Below are 23,016 nucleotides of genomic sequence, written 5' to 3'. Positions count from 1 at the left end.
GCCTTCAGGCGAAGGGAAGATATAATGAAATTGCTTTAGCAATGAATTTATATCAAGAAACATGAGAAGTTATAGAAAGAATAGTCATAGTCAGTATGATTTAAAAGTACATCTTATATGGATACCAAAATATAGGAAGAGAGTATTGATAGGCAAAGTAGCGGAAAGGGCTAGAGATTTACTAAGGCAGATTTGTATGGAACATGAAGTATATATAATTTCAGGGAAAATATCATGTGATCACGTGCATATGTTTATCTCATATAAATCACAAATATCTCTTAGCAAGTTAGTACAGTATTTAAAAGGTAGTAGCTCAAGAATTTTATTGCAAGAATTTGCTCATTTAAGAAAACAATTTTGGGGCAATCATTTGTGGGCTAGGGGCTATATGGCGGTCAGTTCAGGTAATATAACTGATGAAATGATACAGCACTATATTGATGAACAGGAAGGTGAACCTGTGAATGATGATCGATTTCTAATCGATTCCACTTTATAACCCCTCAGCTTATAGCTGAGGGTTCTTTAGTTAGCAATTTGTATTTTGTACTCACTTTATAACAAAAACAGTATTATCAAGATCCCCGTAACCCAGTTACTATCAGCTATTCAGCGACTTTTTGAATACGAAACTCGCGTTACTTAGTACAAAAAGTATATGAACATAGCGGAATGGTAACAATAGGGCATGAAGATCCTCCTTATTCTTTAGAATTAATAAGTTGATATTTTTAGTTTTCTGATATGGGAGTATGGCTAAACTACAAGAAGGAGATGAGAAGCAAAAATCACATTTTCACAAGTCGCAGCCAAGCTTCCCAGTCACGTTTGCCTAAATCTTTTTCAAACGATAATAAGTCTTTTTCCGTCTGCTTACATATTTCTACGGAAGGGATTATAAGCTTTTGTTCTTTTAGAGAATTATAATCATGATATGATATTCTATCGTAAAAATGTAATGCCCATTGACTGATCGGTAAAAGCCCGCATTTTAAAGCAGAAACGGCAATAGCTGCAGGAGTATGATAATGAAAAATGGCAGAAATATCAGAGCGTGCTTTATAAATACTACCATGAATAAAGTAACCGGTTTTATTATATTGATATTTTTCCCCTTCTAAAATTTTTCCGTCTAAACTAACTTTTAAAAGATTCTCTGTAGTTACTTCTTCAAACCTTAGTCCAAAAGGATAAATATAGTAAAAATCGGCATTTTCAGGTCTTGCGGATAGATGCGTATAAGTATGATAATCCAGCGATAAATACGCCATTATTCGGTAAGCGGCAGCTAAATTATATTTTATATCCATTATTGTTAAAATCTATATTGGTTTTATGTTATTCTCGCGTAGACCAGTTTTTTATTGTCTGTCATACCACGACTTGATTGCGGGATCCAGTAAAAATATTAAAACAACTAATACTAGTTGTTTTTTTGGATACCGTGGTCAAGCCACGGTATGACAACAAAAAAGTTTGGATTCCCGCCGTTGCTGGAATGACATAGGAGCTGTGCAACAAATCCTCAACGCTATTTAAAGGGAGCGTATACTGCTTCTTTCTCTGTTTCTATAATCGCTTCTTTAGGAGCTTTTATACACTCTTGTAAAGATTTTTTCCCTAAATACGGTGCTAGATTATAATTTAATATATAACATTGTAAATTATCTTTCTTACCGCTAAAGTTAAATTCAATTTTATTTCCTTGCTCCAATAGCTTTTTAATCTCTGTAGTTTGCTGGATAAAATTCTTTTGTTCTAAGTTTAAGTGCTTGATTCTTAGTATATTTTTTACTACGGAAAACGTAGAAACAGCAAGAAGCAAAAGAAATATAAATAACTCTTTATTACTTTGCTTATTTAAGAAAATACTATTTTTAATATATGCAGCTGCAATCATTCCGATACCGATAACATAGCATCCTAGATATCTAAGTAACGATGCTCCTCTAATTGCCTCCTCATAACTAAAGTTAAAGAAATATAAATATAACCGCCACAAAGCAAAAATTATAAAACACGCAAACGTACTTATCAGGAAAAATTTATATTCTTTCAACAAATCAGGTTTATATTTACGAATTCCGTACCATGCAGCTATACAAATAGTATATACAACTAAACTTCCTTCTTTTACTAAGAATAACAAGAGAAATTTACCGTAATTTAGTAATAATGATCTATGCTGTTCATTAAAATTTTCAGCAATATATACTAAATTGCTAAAACTATGTTCCCCTCTGTCAAAAAAATCATGAGTATTTTTAAAATAACTCATCCAAATAAAATTACATAAAATCGGTAAGGTAAGTAGAATTAGATATATAATGTAATCACTTGATTTTTTATGTTTTTTATAAAAAATTGTATAATGAGCTATAAGAATTACTGAAGCAAAACTAGCAAACCATGTTCCAATTTCTCGGAAAGAGGCAAGTAATATCGTAATAGGTAAAATAAGCAATAATGCTTTTTTCTTGTCTTCCTCAAGGATATAAATTGCAAAAATAGCTCCGAACATTAAGCCAATAGTACTATCGTTATATATTGAGCGAATTCCGGTCGTATATAATACTACACTACAAAGCAAAAGTGTGAACAACACACTGGTTTGCCACAATTTCTTATTTGCGGCTAAAGGAGCTAGAAATGCTAAATGTAATAAGAAATGAGCAAATAATACGTTACCGTCCGAATAACCTGAAAGTAACAGCACAAAATAATGATAAACAGCAGCTCCTCTTGGATAATGGGCATGAGTAGTAATAATGGAGGTTAACAAAGACTGATTCTTAAAAACACCGAAATATAGCAATTCTTTAGTAAATATCCCCCAATGTGAGAAATCATCATAAGCATGCAGCGATGCATCTCTGGTATAAAGAAAAAATAAAAGAATCAATAAAGTAAATACAATGATTTCAATTATATTTTTTCTAGATTCCTGCTTTCGTAGGAATGACATGAAGGAGGTATTATTACGTAGATCAAGAAATGCGTGCGGTGTCATACCGTGGCTTGACCACGGTATCCAAAAATATAACTTAAAAATACTAAACATTTTTAATTGGATCCCGCGATCAAGTCGCGGGATGACAGGAGCGGAGCTACCCCCTGCAACAACGCCTATGAAATGCAGGAATGACATGAAAGCTAAAAATATACCGATGAAATAACTTACATATGTTGCAACCGGTAATAGCTTTAACATAGCAAAACAATATAAAACCGGTACTAATATGCTGATTGTTACAGGAATAACGAAAGTCAATTTTGTTTTGAAATATTTGGCAAAAAAAGACGAAACCCCAAAAATGCTTAATATCGATATTATGATCATATTAATTTGTAAATAATTTTTCCGTCATTGCGAGGAAAAATTGAAAATTTTGACGAAGCAATCTCAGGATATTTGACAAGATTGCCACACGGTCTTCGACCGCTCGCAATGACGGGGTAGTGTCTCCTCGCAATGATTATATATTATCACCCATGTTTAATTTTAGCTTGTGCTGCGGCAATTCTTGCTATAGGGATTCGGTATGGAGAGCAAGAAACATAGTTTAAATTCATTCTGTGAAAAAATTCTGTAGAGCTAGGGTTTCCTGCATGCTCCCCGCAAGCTCCGAGTTTCAAATTAGCATTACTGCTTTTTCCTCGTTTTATAGCAATTTCAATTAATTCTCCTACACCTTCTTCATCTAGAGTAGTAAATGGATCGGATTCAAAAATCTTCGTTTCTAAATAATATGGAAGGAAGGAAGCAATATCATCTCTAGAAATTCCGTAGGTAGTTTGAGTTAAATCATTAGTACCAAAACTAAAATAGTCAACTTCCTTAGCTATTTTCTTACTGCCGAGTGCTGCCCTTGGTAGTTCTATCATAGTACCGAGCGTAAAGGAAAATTTATATCTATAACGTTGCTCTAATTCCTCTATTACCTCATAAATATCCATTTTAAGCTTTTTTATTTCACCTACATTGCTAATTAAAGGAATCATTAGTTCTAAGTTACATTCTATATGTTCTTTTTTATGTAGCTCAAAAATAGCTGTAAAAATTGCTTCAATTTGCATTTGGTAAATTTCCGGCGAACATATACCAAGTCTACATCCACGGTGACCGAGCATAGGATTTACTTCATGCATAGCATGAAGACGTTGATTAATCATGGATAAAGGTAGATTTAAGCTATTTGCCAAATTCTTTTTATCTTCTTCGGTGGTAGGTAAAAACTCATGCAACGGCGGATCAAGTAATCTAATATTTACTGGTTTATCTTTCATTACTCTGAATAAAGCTTTAAAATCCTCAGTTTGCAGAGGTAATAATTTCTGCACAGCAAGCTTTCTCCGTTCTATATCAGGAGCAATAATCATTTCCCTTACTAAAGGAATTTTATTTTTATCAAAAAACATATGTTCGCTACGACACAAACCTATACCTTGAGCTCCAAACTTTATAGATACTAAAGCATCGTTAACCGTTTCAGCATTTGCACGAACTTTTAAGCTACTAATCTCGTCTGCCCAATCTAAAATTAATTTTGATTCCTCACTGAAAGTAGGTTGAATTAACGGCATTTCACCTAAGAAGATTTTACCACTACCTCCGTCAATCGTTATAATATCACCTTGTTTAATAACTATGTCGCCTGCTGTTAATATTTGCTTTTTCTCATCTATAGATAAATTACTTGTGCCGCAAACACAAGGCTTCCCCATACCTCTTGCCACAACTGCGGCATGTGAAGTCATTCCCCCTCTAATAGTTAAAATACCTGAAGAAACATGCATTCCGTTAATATCCTCGGGACTAGTATCATGGCGTACTAAAATTACTTTATGATGATGAGATAATTTTTCGGCATCATAAGGTGAGAATACTGCAATACCTGTTGCAGCCCCAGGAGAAGCAGGTAGCCCCTCGGCAATAGAAGTAAGCCCCTTACTGTAATCAATTCTTGTATGTAATAATTGATTTAATGATTCCGGATCAATTCGCATTAAGGCTTGTTCTTTAGAAATAAGCTTTTCTTCTACCATTTGTACGGCAATATTAATAGCAGCGATGGCTGTTCTTTTTGCGGTACGTGTTTGCAAGATATATAGCTTATTATTTTCTATAGTGAATTCTATATCCTGCATATCTAAGTAATGTTCTTCAAGCTTTTTCGCAATTTGTGATAACTCCTTAAACACTTCCGGCATCATTGCTTGCATAGAATTTGAATCATTTGCAATAATAGGCATAGGTGTTCTAGTTCCCGATACTATGTCTTCACCTTGAGCATTTATTAAAAACTCTCCAAAGAGCTTTTTTTCTCCTGTAGAAGGTGATCTAGTAAAAGCAACTCCCGTAGCTGAAGTTTTACCTAAATTACCAAAAACCATTGCTTGAATATTAATAGCTGTACCGAAATCCTCCGAAATATTATTGATTTTTCTATATATAATCGCTCTATTACTCATCCAAGAATGTAGCACCACTTTAATTGCCGATTCTAACTGTTCATAAGGATCATTAATTAGTTGCTTAGTATACTTAATATGCAACCGTTTGAAATCATCAATAATTTTTTCTAATAATTCTAAGGTAATATCGTTATCTTTATAAATATCGGCTTGAATCTTGTGCTTTTCATAAATTTGTGCAAATAGATCACTAGGTATAGATAATACCGTTGAACCGTACATTTCTAAAAATCTTTTGTAACTATCAAGAGCAAATCGTTTATCACCGCAGGAATCCGCAAGAGCATTACACACTTCGTTATTCATTCCAAGATTAAGGATAGTATCCATCATTCCAGGCATTGAAATCGTAGAGCCCGAACGCACCGATAATAACAAAGGATTGCTTGTACTGCCGAAAATTTTACCGGTAGTTATTTCAAGTTCGGTGATAGCTTTTTTTAAGTCGCTTTGAAAATTTTTAGGAAAGTTATTATTGTGGGTATAAAAGTAATTACATAGCTCTGTAGTTATTGTAAAACCATCAGGAATAGGTAGTTTTAGGTTAGACATTTCAGCAAGACCGGCACCTTTGTTACCAAGTATATTCTTCATGCTAGCGTTTCCATCACTACCATTACTGCCAAAATAATAAATTAATTTTTTCATATCATATATCAAAATTTGCTAACAATTTATGTGTTTAGAAGCATTAAATACATATTTATACAGTATGAAAAAAATAGTAGCAATGTTAAATTAAGAATATCTTTAATAAAATAGTTGAAATTTTAAATTTGTTATTATACTTACTAATTTAATTATTGTGTACAAAAGTCAAATTTTCAAAAAAAATCTTATTAATTTTCGCTAAAAAATATCTCAAAATAGCAAATCAATTAGAAACCTTCACAGAACCTAATAAGTTAATTGAACTTCTTCTAAATGTTATTGACTAATTTAAGAAAATTGACCATAATTCTAAACGGTCGTGCAGTTGCGTGATGATATAGCAAAGCTATAGATCACGAGGAAAGTCCGGACTCTATAGAGGTATGGTGCCGGTTAACCTCCGGCAGAGTATTATTACTTTAGGGAAAGTACCACAGAAAATATACCGCCGAATATGAATATTTTGACACAACTTCAAATTTTGAAGTTCTATATTAGTATTTTCGGTAAGGGTGAAAAGGTACGGTAAGAGCGTACCGGTAAGTTGGTAACAAATTACGCATGGTAAACCCCACCAAGAGCAAGATCAAATAGGCGTTACAGAACTTATCAAGTTCCCGGGTTATCTCTAACCGGCTTGTAATGCGGGTAGATCGCTTGAGGTAAACGGCAACGTTTATCCTAGATAAATAACTGCAATGAATTTCTATTCATACAGAATCCGGCTTATAGACCTTATTGTAATCCCGTGGCCCTTATGTCATTCCTGCGAAAGCAGGAATCTAGCAAAATCTATAAAAAACTTGTTTTTTTTATAGACTTGTTTTATCAAATGTGTACTTATATTTTTCTGGATTCCTGTTTTCGCAGGAATGACATACGAAGTGTTTGTACAATATAGGACAAGACCACGAGATGACACCGAACTTATTATGACATAAATTTAATGAAAAAGTTATATCATTATCCTATTTGTCCTCTTTCAAGACAAGCCCGTGTCTTCTTAAAAGAATTAGATATAGAATTTACTACGATTAAAGAAGATTATTGGCAATTCAATAAAGATTTCTTAAAAATAAATCCTGCCGGAACATTGCCTATTTTAGAAGAATCATACGGCTTATTTGTGGTAGGTATTTATCCTTTTGTTGAATATCTTAATAGCAAGTATCCGAATTTTAATTGTTTAGATGAAGATATTGATATTTGCTGTGAAATTCGGAGATTATTTTTTTGGTTTAACGATAAATTTTATCGTGAAGTTACTAAGATTATTATCGATGAAAAAGTTATAAGATCAATTGCTAAAATGAGCAGCCCACGAACCGAGTTTTTACGTGCTGCAAAAAATAATTTAAATTATCATTTAGAATATATAACTTCTTTACTAGAAAAAAGAAGTTATCTTGTATCGGATTCTTTAACTATTGCCGATATTGCCGCAAGTTGTCACTTATCGGTACTCGATTATTTCGGTGAGATTTATTGGGATAAATGGACGCTTATCAAACATTGGTATTCACTAATTAAATCAAGACCCGCTTTTAGGTTATTACTACAAGATAGAATCCCGGGCTTTACCCCTCCGAACTATTATCCAGATTTAGATTTTTGAATAGACTTCTTCGGGAACTCTACTTCTAGAGGTAATTTGTGCGTCAATCCGCTGCTCGCATCCTCTCTCACGTACTTCTATGTACGCTGTGGTGCTGTGCTGCGTGTTTCCTACAAATTTCTCTCTATAAGCGAGTTTCCGAAGAAGTCTAATATATAATTTAATAATTTGATTCTTTCCGTATCATGAGCTTTTAGTATTTTGCGAATATTATTAAGAGATTGATTTTTTATGAGTGCAGGCTCATATTCAAGATGAACTCCACTTAAAATAGCTTTCCCATCACCGTAAGTACATTTTATTATTGCAGGTTTATTATCTTCATAACTTGCTATTATTTCAGTATCTTTAGTATTTTCTGCATCAACAAAATATCCACCGCCATTATAAAAAGCATAACAATCCTTAATATTTAAATTAAGTGTTGGATTTATTTTTAGATAAGCGGCTCTTACTCCTTTATGTGAGTTGTAATAATAAGGAGCAAGCAGCGGTCCTCTAACCGTTCCATTGAAAATCTTTAATTCTCTTTCACCTATAACCTCTATATTTGTTCCTTTAGCGAATTCTACATAGTTACCGCTATAGTAACTGCCTGCACATATCCCAAGAAAATTACCGCCATTTTTTAAATAATTTTTTATATTAGCATTTCCTTTACCTTGCAATTTTTGTACATAGTCTTACTACATGACAATTTTTAGAGATGTAAGGACTAAAGGATTGAATTTTGCTGATAATTCATGATGATAACGGGGAAAGAACTTGGTTTACATATGAAAGATCATTCCGCCCCTCTAGTCGAATTATTACAAAAACATATTTCGCTTAATTTATCAAGAGCAAAATGTTTAGGATTATTTATCATTTCAATGCTTAACAGCAGGACAGTAAACATGTCATTATTATGCAATAGAATGCCGTCTGGGATTAAAGCAGCTTCATGGTATAGAAGGATGCAAAGATTTATCTCTGAAATCTCAATATCATGGAGAGTATTACCTGTTATGTTAGTCATGATGACTGGGTTTGAGCAGGAGCAAAAATGGGTATTGTGTTTAGATAGAACGAATTGGAAATTTGGTAAACGACATATAAATATTTTATATTTAGCTGTCAGTTTTCATGGTATAGCGATCCCCCTTTTTGGAATTTTCTAAGTGATAAAAAGTGTGGTAACTCTGATTATATTGAGCGTATTGATCTGATGGAGTGTTTTTTAGAAGTTTTTGACAAAAACCGCATTGAAGCATTAACCGCTGATAGAGAATTTATAGGTAAGGAATGGCTCTCTTGGCTTAGAACAAATCAAATAAGATACGTTTTTCGAGTTAGAGAAAATAGACAATATATCAGTAATGCAAAGGGAAAAATGGTTAAAATACAAGAGTTATTTCGCCCTCTAGCCATAGGATCGCATGTGAGTTTGTCACAACGTAGAATTGGTACAAAAGGTGAAATATTTAATGTAGTAGGGATCAGAAATAAGAAGAGTGAACTTGCAGTCTTAATACATAGTGATGAGATCAAAAATCCTGCTGAGATTATATGCTCAAAGATGGCAAATTGAAACAATGTTCAAAGCTTTTAAATCAGCAGGATTCAACTGTGAAGCAACTCATATTACTAATGATTTACGATTAGATACATTGATGCAAATATTGTCTATTGCATTTTGCCTAGCTTATCAAACTGGAGAGATTATAGTTTTAGATAAACCAATAGTTATTAAAAAACATGGTTATAGGCAAAATAGTATATTTCGTGTTGGATTAGATATAATATCTTGTATAATATTTCTACTCAATTAGTACGTTGGATACAGCTGTTGTCCTTGATATTCCAATATCCAAAGATGATAAAATGAAAAATTGTCATGTAGTAAGGTACATAGTATAAATCTCTTCCACCAAGTAAAATAAGTAATAAGGTGTTTTGAACCCACTTTTCGCCTATAATTTCTTGTGCAGTAATATAATCTACGTTATACTTTGGAGCATAAAGTCTTAAGGTATGCACACAATGCTTAATACTTTCTTTTGAAACTCCTAGATCATTATAAATTTTTATTTTCATTTTTATATTCTTGACAAGGACATTATATAATTCTATTTAGTGTAATTACTTAAAAATAAATTATGAGGCAATTTTATACAAGTTAATTCAATCTCACTACCGTTAACCAAAAGGCAAGTAATAGAAATAGTTTTAGGAGTGGCATTACTTACTATTTGTTCACAAATAGTAACACCTATGAAGCCTATATTTATTTCATTGCAAACCGTTGCAGTGATGTTCATCGGACTTACATATAATAAGACTACTGCATCTTTAACTATACTATCTTACATAACTCTTGGAGCAATGGGAATCCCTGTGTTTGGAGAGTTTTCGAGCGGGTTACGAATATTATTCGGTCCCACCGCAGGATATCTAGCGGGTTTTGTAATTGCCGTATATATTATGACTAGCTTAGAAGATAAAATTTTTACTTCTAATAAATGGTTAAATCAGGTATCTTTATGTTTAATCGGTAATATAATTATTATGAGTTTTGGCTGGATGTGGCTTTCTAAACTCTTAGGACCAAGCGGTGCATTTTATGGTGGTGTATTACCTTTTATAATACCGGGAATAATTAAATCAGTATTAATTAATTGGACTTATTAATGTAGTAAAACCAAAAACTCGATGAACTTCAAAATTTGACTATTTTAGTGTCATGCTGTGGCTTGACCACGGTATCCAAAAATATAACTTAAAAATACTAATAATTATTAGTATTTTTTAACTAGACCCCGTGGACAAGCCACGGGGTGACAGAGGTGGAACTGATTATATTATTAAAGCAAAAAAACAGTAACAAATGCTAATGCCGCATTTTCCGGTGCCGACCTGGAAAAATAATATTAAATATGATCTTGAAAATGTATCAAGGCTTTTAAAAGCCTTAGGTAATCCTCATTTAAGGCTTCCTCCCGTCATACATATAGCAGGTACAAACGGTAAAGGTTCAAGTACCGCTATGCTCAAAAGCATCTTTATGCTTGCCGGTTATAAGGTACATTGCTATACATCTCCTCATTTATTAGAATTTAATGAACGAATCGTAGTAGCAGGTGAGAAAATCTCGGATAATGAATTATGGCAGGTTTGTGAGCAGGTGAGGGTAGCAAGCGAAAAATTTAATATCGAACCTAGCTTCTTTGAAGGTACTACGGCAGCAGCATTTCTAGCATTTGAGAAAACAAAAGCTGATATATTAATTTTAGAAACGGGACTTGGCGGACGATTAGATGCAACAAATATAGTAGAACGACCGTTAATTACTTTAATTACACCTATTTCATATGATCATATGAATATGCTGGGTAATACATTACCCCTAATAGCAATTGAAAAAGCTGGTATTATGAAGTCTTGTGTTCCTTGCGTTATAAGTATGCAAGCCTTGGAAGTTTATGAAAAATTATTTGCAAAGGCTGAAGAGTTAGAAGTACCGAGTTTCTGTTATGAATATGATTCCGGTATTAAAAAGACGGATAACGGATTTATTTATTCATCACGAAATTTTAGTTATGAGTTTCCGACTCCTTCGCTACTTGGTGATCATCAATTAATAAATGCTGCAAGCGTTATTGCTTTAATAAGTTTGATAAATAAACAATTTAATATCAGCAATGAAATTATCTCTAAAGGACTACAAAATACTATTTGGGGAGCTAGAATCGAAAAAATAGAACCGAAAAAATATTCTAAATTAATAGGTGATAATGTTCAAATTTGGGTAGACGCAGCTCATAATAATAGTGGAGCTCAAGTTTTGGCAAATTGGATTCGTGATAATTTAAAATCACCGATATATTTAATACTCGGTATGACTAAAAATAGGAATATCGAGGAATTTTGCTCCTACTTTAAGGGTTTGACAATTAAAGGTTACGGTGTTAAAGTTTTATCCGAACCACTAAGCCATAGTGCAGAAACAATAAAATTGGAAGGCAGAAAGAGCGGTATTGATTTTAGCGAAAGCGACTCACTCAAAGAAGCGATTAGTGATATAAAGAAGATAAACGGCGATAATAAAGCAAATATTATAATAACCGGATCGCTTTATTTAGCTTCTGATTTTTATAAGTTACTATGATGTCATTCCTGCGTGGATACTAAATCGTCATTGCGAGCGACTGCAGGTCTTGTTGCATGGATCAATTCCACCACTGTCCATCCCGCGACTTGATCGCGGGATCCAGTTTAAAATACTAAAATTGTTAGTATTTTAAGTTGTTTTCTGGATACCGTGGTCAAGCCACGGTATAACACCGAGTGCTTTTTTCGATCCATGCAACAAAGCCAATTTTTCCTTGCAATGACGTATTGATTCTCGCTATAAATATATAAAAACCAACATAGGAGAAAATAAATATGACCTATTGCAACAAATCTAATCAAACCTCATATCCTTTTATCTTACCTGATTTACCTTATGAGAAAGAAAGTTTTAAACTACATTTTACTCCCGAGACTTTTGATTATCATCATGGTAAACATCATAATGCTTATGTACAAAATCTAAACAATTTACTCAAAGATAAAGAAGAATTACAAAAAAAAGATTTAGAAGAAATAATAGAATGGTCCTCTCAAAACTCAAATGCAGCTATTTTTAATAACGCAGCCCAAATATGGAATCATACCTTTTTTTGGCATTCAATAAAGCCGCAGGGCGGAGGTAAGCCAAGTGGTAAAATATTAGAACAAATTAATAAAGATTTCGGTAGTTTTGAAGGATTTTGTGAGCAGTTTAAGCAAGAGGCAGTAGGGCATTTCGGTAGCGGCTGGGCATGGCTTGTATATCACGATAATAGGTTACAAATTATAAAAACCGCTAATGCCGGTACACCTATAGCAAACGGTATGAAGCCGCTTCTCGCATGTGATGTATGGGAACATGCTTATTATATTGATTATCGTAATAAACGACCTGATTATATTGACATATTTATTAAGCATATGATTAACTGGAAGTTTGTAGAAGATAACTTAATTAAGTAAAATTATGAATTTAGAGGATATTAAAAAGGCTCAAGAAACTCCCATCGAATATATAGCTTTTAGTGGAGGGGGAGCTAAGGGAGCAATATATTCCGGAGCTTATGAGGCAGCAAAAAAAGCCGGTATTTTGGATAATGTCAAGGCGGTAGCCGGTTCTTCCGCCGGTGCTATAACTGCAGCAGTGGTAGTTCTTGGGACACCGCCTGAGCGATTTGAAGAAATTTCTAAAAATACAAATTTATAAACATTGCTTGGAAAAAAGGATTTTCTGCGGGTATAGTACAGTTAAATAAAGACGGTAAACCTTTATATGATCTATTAGAACTTGTTATTAAAGAAAATATAGGAAATTTTTTACAGAGATCAGATATAGTAAATGTTAAAGATGATAAAGCTCTTGATGAATTAAGAGGAAGATATAACCAAAAAGACGGTAAAATATATTTTAAAGACATAGCGTTACTCCGAAAATACGATCCCGTACAATATAAGGATTTAGTAATTACGGCAACTCAGCAAGAGACAAGCGAACTAACTATTTTCAATAGCTTTGATACGCCAAATGTTGAAATTGCTTTAGCTTGCCGTGCTTTTGCTTCTATACCGCTTGTTTTTGAGCCGGTAGAAATTGATGGTAAAAAATATGTCGACGGCGGATATAGAGATAATATACCGACAAAATATTTTAAAGGCAATGAACTGGAATTTGACACAAAAGAAGTAACTGATAATATGGAGGAGATTACCTTAGCTAAAAAGCAAGGTAGAACTCTAGCTATGGCTTTTGGTACGGGTATAGAAGCTTATGCAAATATTGCTATATATAGTGCAAAAAAATTTGAAAGCCCAAGTGATATCGTGAAGTTTTTAGCTAATGTATTATTTAAGACGCTTGCAAAAGTAGGAGGAAAATTTAAATATACTGAAACTCTAAGAGAAACTAATGAGCAGTTACGTGAAAATGCTTTAAACACCGTTATTTTAGATACTGCCGGAATAGATACTTTGGATTTCAAAGATGCACAAAAATATTCTGATTATTTGCATATTAAAGGATATTGTCAAACTAGAGAACATTTGAATAATCATGACCTTGGCAAAGAAGCAGATAAAACATTTGACCATCAAAAATTTCTACTAAATGTTTATGAAGTTTATGATAATAAAAATCTACATAAAACATTTGGAACTAAATTATTAGAAATGTTTATTCCGTCAAAAGAAAATAATACTTCTAAATGGCAAGAAGGAGTTATTGAAAATCATGATGATAAAGCATAAATGTTATTATCATTTTGTAAAACCGGAGCATTAAACGAAAAAGAATTAAATGAAAAGCTTAAAGAATATGTAATTATTGCTGCAACTAGTCGTAATAATACACTAAAAGCCGATACAAACTCATTGAAAGTTTTGCTGCATACCTTAAACGATCCTGCTGCTTCAAGTAAAATAAAAGATAGTTTCATTGAGGTACTTGGAATAGATAAAAATAAAGATGTACGATTTGATAAAACTAAAACCTTTGATGAAAATATTGCTAAGTTTAAATTTACCAAACAAGATTTAGAAAGCTTTATAACTAAAAGTAAAAGCGAAGCACCAAAAATTCAAAGCAAACATAACGTAGCTACAAGTCATGTAAGTAGGGGGTAAGTTAGGTGGTGTCTACTGTTACCCCGTGGCTTGACCACGGTATCCAGAAAAACAATTTAAAATGCTAAAATTTGGACCCCGTGGTCAAGCCACGGGGTGACAATGGAAAAATGAACATCGGTAAATTTAAACTAATTGTTTTTGACAAGCTAGACAGTACAAGCTCTGAGGCTATGAGAATTGCTCGGAATGCTAAAGTTGATTCAAACTATGCAGTACTTGCCAAATCTCAAACTAGTGGACGTGGTAGAAGCGGCAAAAACTGGCAGTCTAGGTCAGATAACTTACATGTAAGTTTACTAATAAAGCCTGATAAAGAGCTAGAATTATTACCGCAATTATCTTTTGTTACGGCACTTGCCGTTTATGAGAGTATAGAATTGTTGACTATGTCATCTAGTAGCTTGACCACGGGATCTAGTAAATCAACAACCAATGATGCTGCAAGTTATTTTTTGGATCCAGTGGTCAAGCCATGGGATGACAGTGTACAACTAAAATGGCCCAATGATGTATTAATTAACGGTCGGAAAATTGCCGGTATACTTCTTGAATCTGTTAAAGTAGAAAATAATTATTACCTTATTATCGGTATCGGTATTAATATCACCTATCACCCTGATAATATCGACCAGCCTACTACTAGCTTAATAGGCGAAAATCTACCGCCTATAGAACCACAAGCTTTACTTAAGATATTAATAGAGAATTTTGAAAAATATTATCAAATTTGGTATAATAACGGTTTTCCTTTTATTAGAGAAAAATGGTTAGAACATGCTTATAAGTTACATGAAAATATTAGCGTTAAATATCAAAATGATATAGTAACCGGTTTTTTTAAAGATATTGATAGTACCGGCAGAATAATATTGCAACTACCTTCCAAAAAAATAATCTCTTTTTCCATTGCCGAACTTTTCTTTTAGCAAAAATATTACTAAATTTAAATTGTAGATTTAATTTTTGTTAACTTCTACTTAAGCTCTAATTTAACAAGGTAATAAATATATGCCCCAAGAGAACAGCAATCCAAGTTATACGTCTCAAGCATTTTTAACAAATGCATATAAGCAATTAAACGAATTAAAAAAACTTTCTTCTAATAACATTCGTACATTAATGCAAGATTTTTATAAAATTGAAAAAGCTTTTAAATGTGCCTTATTTACCGGTAATAATAACGCATGTGAAGGTTTAGTAGAATTATATGACGAAATAATAAAAAAATGTCTGATTATGAACTTCAAAATATAAATATAACACAATTTAGAGATATTATGGTCTTAGTCGGAAGAGAACTTAAAAATGAAAAATGTATAAATACTTCCTTATTGTCATTAGATATTAATGAAAAATTTTTTAAACCAAGTGTTGTTGCTCATGTAAAAGCTATTGAAATATGTCAAAAGCAAAATAGTGAAGATCCTTTCGTAATTTAATGAGTATGAAATTATTGACAATTTTAATCTCACTCTTGATAGCCTCTGTATATCTGTAACAATAGACTATTCAGAGCTTGTATCCTCAATAACCATACATGAAGATGAGGTTAAAATAATAACCTCAGATAATTCGTGTAATATATTATAGGGATATGGATTATGAAACAAACTCCTATTTCAGCTCAAAAATTTATACAACTAACTCATGAATATTTATATGAAAAAGGTAAGAAATCTTATAAAGATGCTTTACTGGAAGAAGAGATTTCTAAGCAACAAGAAAAATTTGTAGATACCATATTATATTTTCAAGGTGCTATTTTTTTAGGAAGTAATGATGCTTGTGCATATTTATCAGAATTTTATAAAAATGGAAATCACCTTGGAATTAATAATGAACAACTAAGTAATTTAATAAAAATTGTAATTAATATAGGAAAATTTTTATATCATAGCAAGTTAACAAATTCTGTATGTTTAAAAGATTTTGGGATATCTGATTACTCTGAACTTATGGATATATGAATGCAGTACAGGGAGAATGGCGTAAAATTCCTGTTCCTGAATACTTAATTCTTTCTAATTTAAAATCAATTATAACAGATTTTAATAGCACTTTACCCACTGAGTACCATGTTTAATTTGAAAAATTGGCAGCGTTACTTTTCGCTTATAATCCTCACGTATTATATATACGCTGCGGTCATAAGCTTCAAAGTGCCTTGCTCTTTTCCAAATTAAACTTCGTCTATCTGCTTTATTTATCAGGAGTATATATGAGTATTTTATCATCTAATAATATTGAAGAAGTGATTACAAAGCTTGCGAATTTTGTTTATTGTTTTCAAATTAAGCTAGCTAGCGGTGAGGAATTAAACTTAACAAATAGCGATCATGCTATAAAAAGTGAAGAGAGATTGCCGAATTCCGGTTTAGATTTAAAAGAAGCGGAATTTAACGATTCCGCACAAAACCATATAATAATTGAAGGTATTTTTGAGGAAAACGGCATTACGACGACAATGGATTTAAATAATGCTATGTAAAATAGATAAAGCTTTATATAGCGGCATATATAAGGTTAAAGAAATGCTCAAGAAAAGTTTAAGAATACTAGATTTAGATAAAGAAAACGGCTATTATAATGGCGGTCAAATTATATTCGGCAAAAATCGTTTTAGCAGTAAAGTTCTAAGCAATTTTGGTGATTTGATTATATTAGAGGATATTATACCGGATTATGCTAAAGATGCCGAGGAAGTAAAAATTACTGCCGGATGTGATAAAAATTTTATAACCTGTTGCAATAAATTTAATAATGCTATAAATCTTGGGGCGAACCGCTAATACCAAAAAAAGATTTTATAAATTTAGTATAATCAATGAAACAAAGTTTTATAAAACTAGTATATGCAGAGCTAAAGAATATAATAAATATGAAAAGCTCCAAACAACAGCAAAAAAAAGAAACGCAATTAATTGATTATTTTAAAATAGTTGAAAGTAATATATTATATACATTTCAAAAAATAAAAAAGGAATATGAAAGAGACTAAACGTTTTTTTAACAAAAATAATAGATTAAATAAAGGTTATGCTAAGACTTTTAGTGTAAATGAGCCTGATAATAATTTTTACCGTAAAAAATTTGAACATATATTACCGCCAATTGATTTAATCAGTGAGTATGAGAGTATTTATCCCGGTACTTTACAGGAATTAATACATATGGCACAAAAAGAACAAGCTCATAAGCATGCTATAGACCTAAAAAACTTGAAAATACAGGAGAGAGTCGCTAAATTAACACGAATCTGTTTATTAATATTTGGAATTTGCCTTGTAGTTTCAATTTTTTTAAAGCTTTCTAAATGAAATTAAAGATAAAATATTTTATTTACTTGTAATTTTAAATAAAATAAGTTAAATGCAATATATATTTATTTATAAACATAATACGGAGAAATTTTATTTCTAAAAATAATTTTCCTAAGGCTAATAGAGGAATCAGAGCTAGAGAAGTTCGTCTAGTAGGCGAAAACGGCGAAATGCACGGCATCGTAAATATTAGAGAAGCATTAGATATGGCGGAAAGAGCCGGTCTTGACTTAGTCGAGATATCACCGAATGCTGTACCCCCTGTCTGTAAAATTCTAGATTTTGGTAAGTTTAAGTATGAAAGCAAAAAGCGTTTGCATGAAGCACGCAAAAAGCAAAAAATCGTCGTACTTAAAGAGATGAAATTTAAACCTAATATTAGTATAGGTGATTTTGAAACTAAGCTAAGAAAAATAAAAGAATTTTTAAAAGACAGAGATAAAGTAAAAATTTCTTTATGGTTTAAAGGGCGAGAGATTCTTCATAAAGAGGTCGGTCAAGAACTATTTAAACGTATAGAAGTAGGACTCGAAGGACTCGTTAAAATCGATCAGCATGCTAAAATGGAAGGTAACCAGATGATAATGATAGTTAGCCCTGATATTAAGGTGCAATAGCTACTCAAATCGTCATTGCAAGCGGGTATTGTTGTGTGAACCGGTTTTCCCGTCATTGCGAGGGAATTGCATAGCAATTGACGAAGCAATCTCAGGAGTTTGTTATTATTTCATGAGATTGCCACGCAGTCTACGACTACCCGCAATGACAGGGTGGTATCCACGCAACGATACCTCCTCGCAATGACGTGTAAGTATAATAACAATAATAAAAAATCAAATCTAAATAAGTTATGCCGATTAAAATTTTAATGCCTGCTTTATCTCCAACTATGACGGGAGGAAATCTAGCTAGGTGGTTAAAAAAAGAAGGGGACAAAGTTAATCCCGGGGAAGTAATTGTCGAAATTGAAACCGATAAAGCAACGATGGAAGTAGAAGCAGTAGACGAAGGTATACTTGCCAAAATAGTTATCCCACAAAATAGTCAAAATGTACCTGTTAACTCTTTAATTGCCGTGTTAAGCGAAGAGGGTGAAGAAAAAACGGACATTGATGCGTTTATTGCAAAAAATAATAGTGTATCACCGTTACCGAAAACAGATACTAATCTTCCAAAACCCCACGAGAATATAGCTAATGTAGAAGAACAGGGAGCAGTTATAAAACATGATACTAGTAAAATATTCACCTCACCGCTTGCAAAAAGACTTGCAAAAATGGGGAATATTAGGCTTGAGAGCGTGAAAGGTAGCGGTCCGCACGGTAGAATAGTTAAACAAGATATCTTATCATATACTTCTAGCACTGTTCATAATAAAATAGTTAGTAGAAATCCTGAAGAATATCGTTTAGTACCAAATAATAACATCCGTAAGATTATAGCCAAGCGTCTGCTTGAATCTAAACAAACAGTTCCGCATTTTTATTTATCTATAGAATGTAATGTCGATAAATTGTTAGATATAAGAGAAGACATTAATAAATCTTTTTCTGAAGATAAATCAACAAAGATATCGGTTAATGATTTTATTATTTTAGCAGTAGCCAAAGCTTTACAAGAAGTGCCAAATGCCAATGCTAGCTGGGGAGAAGATGCGATTAGATATTACAATAATGTTGACATTTCAGTAGCAGTAGCAATTGAAAATGGGCTTGTTACGCCGATAGTTAAAAATGCCAATCAAAAAAATATTATAGAACTATCTCGTGAAATGAAAGAATTAATAAAGAAAGCAAAAGATAATAAATTAACCCCTGAAGAATTTCAGGGCGGAGGGTTTACCATTTCTAACCTTGGTATGTACGGTATTAAGAATTTTAATGCTATAATTAATCCACCGCAAAGTTGTATAATGGGCGTCGGTAGTAGCTCAAAACGTGCTATAGTCAAGAATGATCAAATAACTATAGCAACAATTATGGACGTAACTCTTTCTGCCGATCACCGAGTAGTAGACGGAGCAGCCGGTGCTGAGTTCTTGGCAGCATTTAAAAAGTTTATAGAGAGTCCCGCTTTGATGTTGATATAAGTCGTCATTGCGAGCAGGCATTATTGCGTGGATCAATTTCACCTCTGTCATCCCGTGGCTTGACCACGGGATCCATAAAAACAGCTGAATACCGCGATCAAGTCGCGGTATGACAATAATAAAAATAAATCACAAATAACATGAGTTTTTCAGATAATTTAGCAAAAATTTTAGATAAATATGAAAATTTAGGTAAAAAACTATCTTCCGGCATTATGGGAGATGAGTTTGTTAAGGCATCTAAAGAATATGCTGAACTTAAAGATGTTGTAGCAAAAATTAAAGAATATAATAAGGCTAAATCTGAGCTTGAAGAAGCAAATAATTTTAAGCTAGAAGTAGGACTTGATAATGCTACTTTAGAAATGATTGAAGACGAAATCCACACTCTTGAAAATTCGTTACCAAAACTTGAAAGAGCCGTAAAAATTGCTTTATTACCGAAAGATGATGCGGATAGTAAAAGTGCTATTATTGAAGTTAGAGCAGGAAGCGGCGGAGAAGAAGCCGCACTTTTTGCTGCCGTACTTTTTAATATGTATCAAAGATATGCTGAGTTAAAAGGATGGCGTTTTGAGATATTAGCAATTTCCGATATGGGAATAGGCGGTTATAAAGAAGCATCGGCGTTGATAAAAGGTAAAGATGTATTCTCTAAGCTCAAATTTGAGTCAGGCGTTCATAGAGTGCAGAGAGTACCGGAAACGGAATCACAGGGACGTATTCACACTTCGGCAGCAACGGTTGCGGTACTTCCTGAGGCTGAAGAGGTTGATATTAAAATTGAAGATAAAGACTTAAAAATCGATACTTATAGAGCTTCAGGAGCTGGCGGACAGCACGTTAATACTACCGATTCTGCTGTACGTATAACCCATATTCCTACCAGTATTACCGTAGCCTTACAAGATGAGAAGTCACAGCATAAAAATAAAGCAAAGGCGTTAAAAATTCTACGTGCTAGAATTTATGAAGAAGAACGACGTAAAAAGGAACAAGAAAGAGCCGATAGCAGAAGAGGGCAGGTAGGTTCGGGAGATCGTTCGGAGCGGATACGTACTTATAATTTCCCACAGGGAAGAGTATCCGACCATAGAATAAACTTAACACTTTATAAGATAGACGAAGTAGTTAAAAATGGACAATTAGATGAGTTTGTTGAAGCTTTAATTGCAGATGATGAAGCTAAGAAACTTTCGGAGATATAAAAGTGTATACGTCATTGCGAGTAGGCATTGTTGCGTGGACCGGTAAAAGCCACGGGATAACACACACAGTGGCTTTTACCGGTCCACGCAACAATGCCTACTCGCAATGACGTATACAGCAAAAATACAGCCTAATAAACAAATGAAACCACAAGCATCTATAAACGGTAAAATCTGGCAGCAGAAACTGATTAACGAAGATATAGTCACCGAGTTATGTCGTAGTTTCAAAATTAGTGATTTACTTGCTAGGATAGTATCATTAAGAGTAAATAATCTAGAGGAAGTAGAAAATTTTTTGATACCGAAAATCAAAAATTTATTACCTGATCCTTTTCATCTACTTGATATGGAAAAGGCTGTAGATAGAACCGTTAAAGCTATTTTAAATAACCAAAAAATATGTATCTTTGCCGATTATGATGTGGACGGTGCTACTTCAGCCGCTTTACTTAAAAATATTTTTAGAGATTTAAATATAATATGTGATATTTATGTTCCCGATCGTATAGCTGAAGGATACGGCCCAACTCCTTTTGCTATGCAAAAAATTAAAGATAACGGCACAGAATTATTAATTACGGTTGATTGCGGTGCTATGGCACATGAAGCCCTAAAATACGCAAAAGACGTTAATCTTGATGTTATAGTAATCGATCATCATATAGCTACGGAAATATTACCAGATGCAGTAGCTATAGTAAATCCAAATCGTATTGATGAAAAAAGCGAATATAAACATTTGGCAGCCGTAGGAGTTGCTTTCTTATTTGTAACTGCAATATTATCGAATTTAAAGAAGCAAAATTATTTCACGCAACCAATGCTTCAGCCTAATCTAATGAAGTATCTAGATTTAGTGGCTCTTGGTACTGTTTGCGATATGATGAAATTAACAGGCTTAAATCGTGCATTTGTCGCAAGCGGATTGAAAGTAATGCAACAAAGGCAAAATATAGGGATTAAAGCATTATATGATATGGCAGGGCTTAATGAAATACCGAAATGTTATCATTTAGGGTTTATTCTAGGTCCGCGTATCAACGCAGGCGGTAGAGTAGGAAAGTCAAGTTTAGGGGCTAATCTCCTATCTACTAGTTGTTCTAATGAAGCAAATAAATTAGCTGAAGAACTTGAAAAACATAATAATGAGCGTAAAGTAATTGAGTTATTAATGATAGAAGAAGCAATGGAAATTGCTTTGACACAACAAGATAGTAGTTTATTATTTATCGTAAAAGAAGGATGGCATCCAGGCGTTATAGGAATCGTTGCCGGCAGATTAAAAGAAAAATTTGATAAGCCGGTGGCAGTTATAGCTTTAAATGACGGGATTGGTAAAGCTTCATGCCGTTCTATTTTAGGTATTGATTTTGGTGCTGAAATTATCAATGCTAAAAGCAAAGATTTGCTAATAGCAGGCGGAGGTCATGCTATGGCGGCAGGTTTTACCGTAACTGCTGAAAAATTACAAGAATTGCAGAATTTTTTTAATAATGCTTTTAGAATTAGTATAAATAAACTAGAAAATTATAAGCATGCGGAATATGATATTGATTTAACGGTTAATAGTGTGAATTTCCCTTTAATGGAGGAATTAAACACTTTAGAGCCTTTCGGTCAAGGAAATCATGAGCCTATATTTAAATTCGATGATTTATTTGTATTAAAAGCGGATATCGTTGGAAGTAAGCATATTAAATGTATACTTGTTCCAAATAAGCGAGGCTTTGGTAATAAAGCCTTATCTGCTATTGCTTTTAATTCGGTAGGAACTTCATTTGAAGATGTTTTATTAAGCCCTAAAGCAAAAAATATTACCGCAATAGGAACGTTAAAAACAAATAATTGGCAAGATAATTATACTATTCAATTAATTATAAAAGATATACTTCTAAAAGAGTAGATAGACAAGTATATATAATAACAACTTAAAAAATA

Annotated in this window: 21 protein-coding genes, 1 other RNA gene and 6 pseudogenes; 21 read left to right on the top strand and 7 right to left on the bottom strand. The window is 32.9% G+C overall.

The genetic code is table 11. The features are described from left to right. Positions 1 to 61: 61 nt before the first annotated feature. Positions 62 to 502, top strand: coding sequence for an IS200/IS605 family transposase (gene tnpA / locus REIS_RS05405; protein ID WP_008579210.1), 441 nt, complete (start codon positions 62 to 64; stop codon positions 500 to 502). Between the two features lie 289 nt (positions 503 to 791). Here the strand turns inward: tnpA and REIS_RS05400 are convergent, their stop codons facing one another. The 3 genes from REIS_RS05400 to ppdK form a co-directional block, all read right to left on the bottom strand. Next, positions 792 to 1,313, bottom strand: a complete 522-nt coding sequence (locus tag REIS_RS05400) for a class II aldolase/adducin family protein (RefSeq protein WP_008580247.1) — start codon at positions 1,311 to 1,313, stop codon at positions 792 to 794. A gap of 221 nt (positions 1,314 to 1,534) precedes the next feature. Next, complete coding sequence (locus REIS_RS17780) at positions 1,535 to 3,343, bottom strand: hypothetical protein (protein ID WP_008580246.1); 1,809 nt, start codon at positions 3,341 to 3,343, stop codon at positions 1,535 to 1,537. A 146-nt stretch (positions 3,344 to 3,489) separates the two neighbouring features. Continuing rightward, entirely contained in the window at positions 3,490 to 6,126 is a 2,637-nt protein-coding gene (ppdK, locus tag REIS_RS05390) for a pyruvate, phosphate dikinase (RefSeq protein WP_008580245.1), read from the bottom strand. 312 nt (positions 6,127 to 6,438) lie between these two features. On the opposite strand from ppdK, the gene rnpB reads away from it, so the two are divergent. After that, positions 6,439 to 6,874, top strand: an RNA gene (rnpB, locus tag REIS_RS11490) — RNase P RNA component class A. A gap of 201 nt (positions 6,875 to 7,075) precedes the next feature. Further along, positions 7,076 to 7,744, top strand: coding sequence for a glutathione S-transferase family protein (locus REIS_RS05385; RefSeq protein WP_008580244.1), 669 nt, complete (start codon positions 7,076 to 7,078; stop codon positions 7,742 to 7,744). Here the strand turns inward: REIS_RS05385 and REIS_RS12745 are convergent. Beyond that, positions 7,732 to 7,912: pseudogene (locus REIS_RS12745) on the bottom strand (palindromic element RPE1 domain-containing protein); the annotation flags it as partial. The gene REIS_RS05385 and the pseudogene REIS_RS12745 sit on opposite strands and share 13 nt — an antisense overlap. After that, positions 7,855 to 8,412, bottom strand: a complete 558-nt coding sequence (locus tag REIS_RS05380) for a BPL-N domain-containing protein (RefSeq protein ID WP_256377105.1) — start codon at positions 8,410 to 8,412, stop codon at positions 7,855 to 7,857. The pseudogene REIS_RS12745 and the gene REIS_RS05380, both read right to left, overlap by 58 nt. Positions 8,413 to 8,487: 75 nt before the next feature. Between REIS_RS05380 and REIS_RS05375 the strand changes: the two genes are divergently transcribed. The 3 genes from REIS_RS05375 to REIS_RS15755 are packed head-to-tail and all read left to right on the top strand — an operon-like array spanning position 8,488 to position 9,555. Next, positions 8,488 to 8,904, top strand: coding sequence for a hypothetical protein (locus tag REIS_RS05375; protein WP_008579269.1), 417 nt, complete (start codon positions 8,488 to 8,490; stop codon positions 8,902 to 8,904). Positions 8,905 to 8,951: 47 nt separating this feature from the next. Continuing rightward, complete coding sequence (locus tag REIS_RS15760) at positions 8,952 to 9,314, top strand: transposase (RefSeq protein ID WP_008580243.1); 363 nt, start codon at positions 8,952 to 8,954, stop codon at positions 9,312 to 9,314. Between the two features lie 4 nt (positions 9,315 to 9,318). Next, positions 9,319 to 9,555 (top strand): hypothetical protein, encoded by a 237-nt coding sequence (locus REIS_RS15755; protein ID WP_050755367.1) that lies wholly within the window; start codon positions 9,319 to 9,321, stop codon positions 9,553 to 9,555. A gap of 76 nt (positions 9,556 to 9,631) precedes the next feature. On the opposite strand, the pseudogene REIS_RS05365 reads toward REIS_RS15755, so the two are convergent. Continuing rightward, positions 9,632 to 9,820: pseudogene (locus tag REIS_RS05365) on the bottom strand (BPL-N domain-containing protein); the annotation flags it as partial. Between the two features lie 75 nt (positions 9,821 to 9,895). Here REIS_RS05365 and REIS_RS05360 point away from each other — a divergent pair. Continuing rightward, positions 9,896 to 10,439 (top strand): annotated as a pseudogene (locus tag REIS_RS05360) (biotin transporter BioY). Between the two features lie 171 nt (positions 10,440 to 10,610). Continuing rightward, positions 10,611 to 11,891 (top strand): folylpolyglutamate synthase/dihydrofolate synthase family protein, encoded by a 1,281-nt coding sequence (locus tag REIS_RS05355; protein WP_008580237.1) that lies wholly within the window; start codon positions 10,611 to 10,613, stop codon positions 11,889 to 11,891. A 44-nt stretch (positions 11,892 to 11,935) separates the two neighbouring features. Here the strand turns inward: REIS_RS05355 and REIS_RS17775 are convergent. Further along, a pseudogene (locus REIS_RS17775) lies at positions 11,936 to 12,092 on the bottom strand (MFS transporter); the annotation flags it as partial. A 77-nt stretch (positions 12,093 to 12,169) separates the two neighbouring features. On the opposite strand from REIS_RS17775, the gene REIS_RS05350 reads away from it, so the two are divergent. The 13 genes and pseudogenes from REIS_RS05350 (at position 12,170) to recJ (ending at position 22,981) form a co-directional block, all read left to right on the top strand. Next, complete coding sequence (locus tag REIS_RS05350; RefSeq protein ID WP_008580236.1) at positions 12,170 to 12,799, top strand: superoxide dismutase; 630 nt, start codon at positions 12,170 to 12,172, stop codon at positions 12,797 to 12,799. 4 nt (positions 12,800 to 12,803) lie between these two features. Beyond that, positions 12,804 to 14,455: pseudogene (locus REIS_RS17270) on the top strand (patatin-like phospholipase family protein). Between the two features lie 110 nt (positions 14,456 to 14,565). Beyond that, entirely contained in the window at positions 14,566 to 15,384 is an 819-nt protein-coding gene (locus tag REIS_RS05325; protein ID WP_037214288.1) for a biotin--[acetyl-CoA-carboxylase] ligase, read from the top strand. A gap of 300 nt (positions 15,385 to 15,684) precedes the next feature. After that, positions 15,685 to 15,897, top strand: coding sequence for a hypothetical protein (locus REIS_RS15730; protein ID WP_233466336.1), 213 nt, complete (start codon positions 15,685 to 15,687; stop codon positions 15,895 to 15,897). Positions 15,898 to 16,059: 162 nt separating this feature from the next. Continuing rightward, on the top strand, positions 16,060 to 16,425 hold the full coding sequence (locus REIS_RS15725) for a hypothetical protein (protein WP_008580229.1): 366 nt from the start codon (positions 16,060 to 16,062) through the stop codon (positions 16,423 to 16,425). 251 nt (positions 16,426 to 16,676) lie between these two features. Continuing rightward, positions 16,677 to 16,946 carry a hypothetical protein gene (locus REIS_RS05305; RefSeq protein ID WP_008580227.1) on the top strand — a complete coding sequence of 90 codons (270 nt, stop codon included), beginning with the start codon at positions 16,677 to 16,679 and terminating at the stop codon, positions 16,944 to 16,946. Continuing rightward, positions 16,936 to 17,279 (top strand): annotated as a pseudogene (locus REIS_RS12720) (phage BR0599 family protein). Before REIS_RS05305 ends, REIS_RS12720 begins: the two are co-directional and overlap by 11 nt. Before the next feature lie 3 nt (positions 17,280 to 17,282). Beyond that, positions 17,283 to 17,456, top strand: coding sequence for a hypothetical protein (locus REIS_RS14930; protein WP_008580225.1), 174 nt, complete (start codon positions 17,283 to 17,285; stop codon positions 17,454 to 17,456). After that, positions 17,443 to 17,775, top strand: coding sequence for a DUF2335 domain-containing protein (locus tag REIS_RS05295; RefSeq protein WP_008580223.1), 333 nt, complete (start codon positions 17,443 to 17,445; stop codon positions 17,773 to 17,775). The genes REIS_RS14930 and REIS_RS05295 overlap by 14 nt, the downstream gene beginning before the upstream one ends. A 59-nt stretch (positions 17,776 to 17,834) precedes the next feature. Further along, entirely contained in the window at positions 17,835 to 18,395 is a 561-nt protein-coding gene (gene infC, locus REIS_RS05290; RefSeq protein WP_081819141.1) for a translation initiation factor IF-3, read from the top strand. A 233-nt stretch (positions 18,396 to 18,628) separates the two neighbouring features. Further along, positions 18,629 to 19,867, top strand: coding sequence for a pyruvate dehydrogenase complex dihydrolipoamide acetyltransferase (locus REIS_RS05285; RefSeq protein ID WP_008580221.1), 1,239 nt, complete (start codon positions 18,629 to 18,631; stop codon positions 19,865 to 19,867). Positions 19,868 to 20,007: 140 nt separating this feature from the next. Further along, on the top strand, positions 20,008 to 21,075 hold the full coding sequence (prfA, locus tag REIS_RS05280; protein WP_008580220.1) for a peptide chain release factor 1: 1,068 nt from the start codon (positions 20,008 to 20,010) through the stop codon (positions 21,073 to 21,075). A 142-nt stretch (positions 21,076 to 21,217) separates the two neighbouring features. Continuing rightward, positions 21,218 to 22,981 carry a single-stranded-DNA-specific exonuclease RecJ gene (gene recJ, locus REIS_RS05275; RefSeq protein WP_037214292.1) on the top strand — a complete coding sequence of 588 codons (1,764 nt, stop codon included), beginning with the start codon at positions 21,218 to 21,220 and terminating at the stop codon, positions 22,979 to 22,981. The last annotated feature ends 35 nt before the right edge of the window (positions 22,982 to 23,016 follow it).

The sequence above is a fragment of the Rickettsia endosymbiont of Ixodes scapularis genome (genome assembly GCF_000160735.1).
GTDB classification, from domain to species: Bacteria; Pseudomonadota; Alphaproteobacteria; order Rickettsiales; family Rickettsiaceae; genus Rickettsia; species Rickettsia tamurae.
The sequence above is the reverse complement of the archived record's forward strand: the minus strand, read 5'-3'. Positions and strand labels throughout refer to the sequence as shown.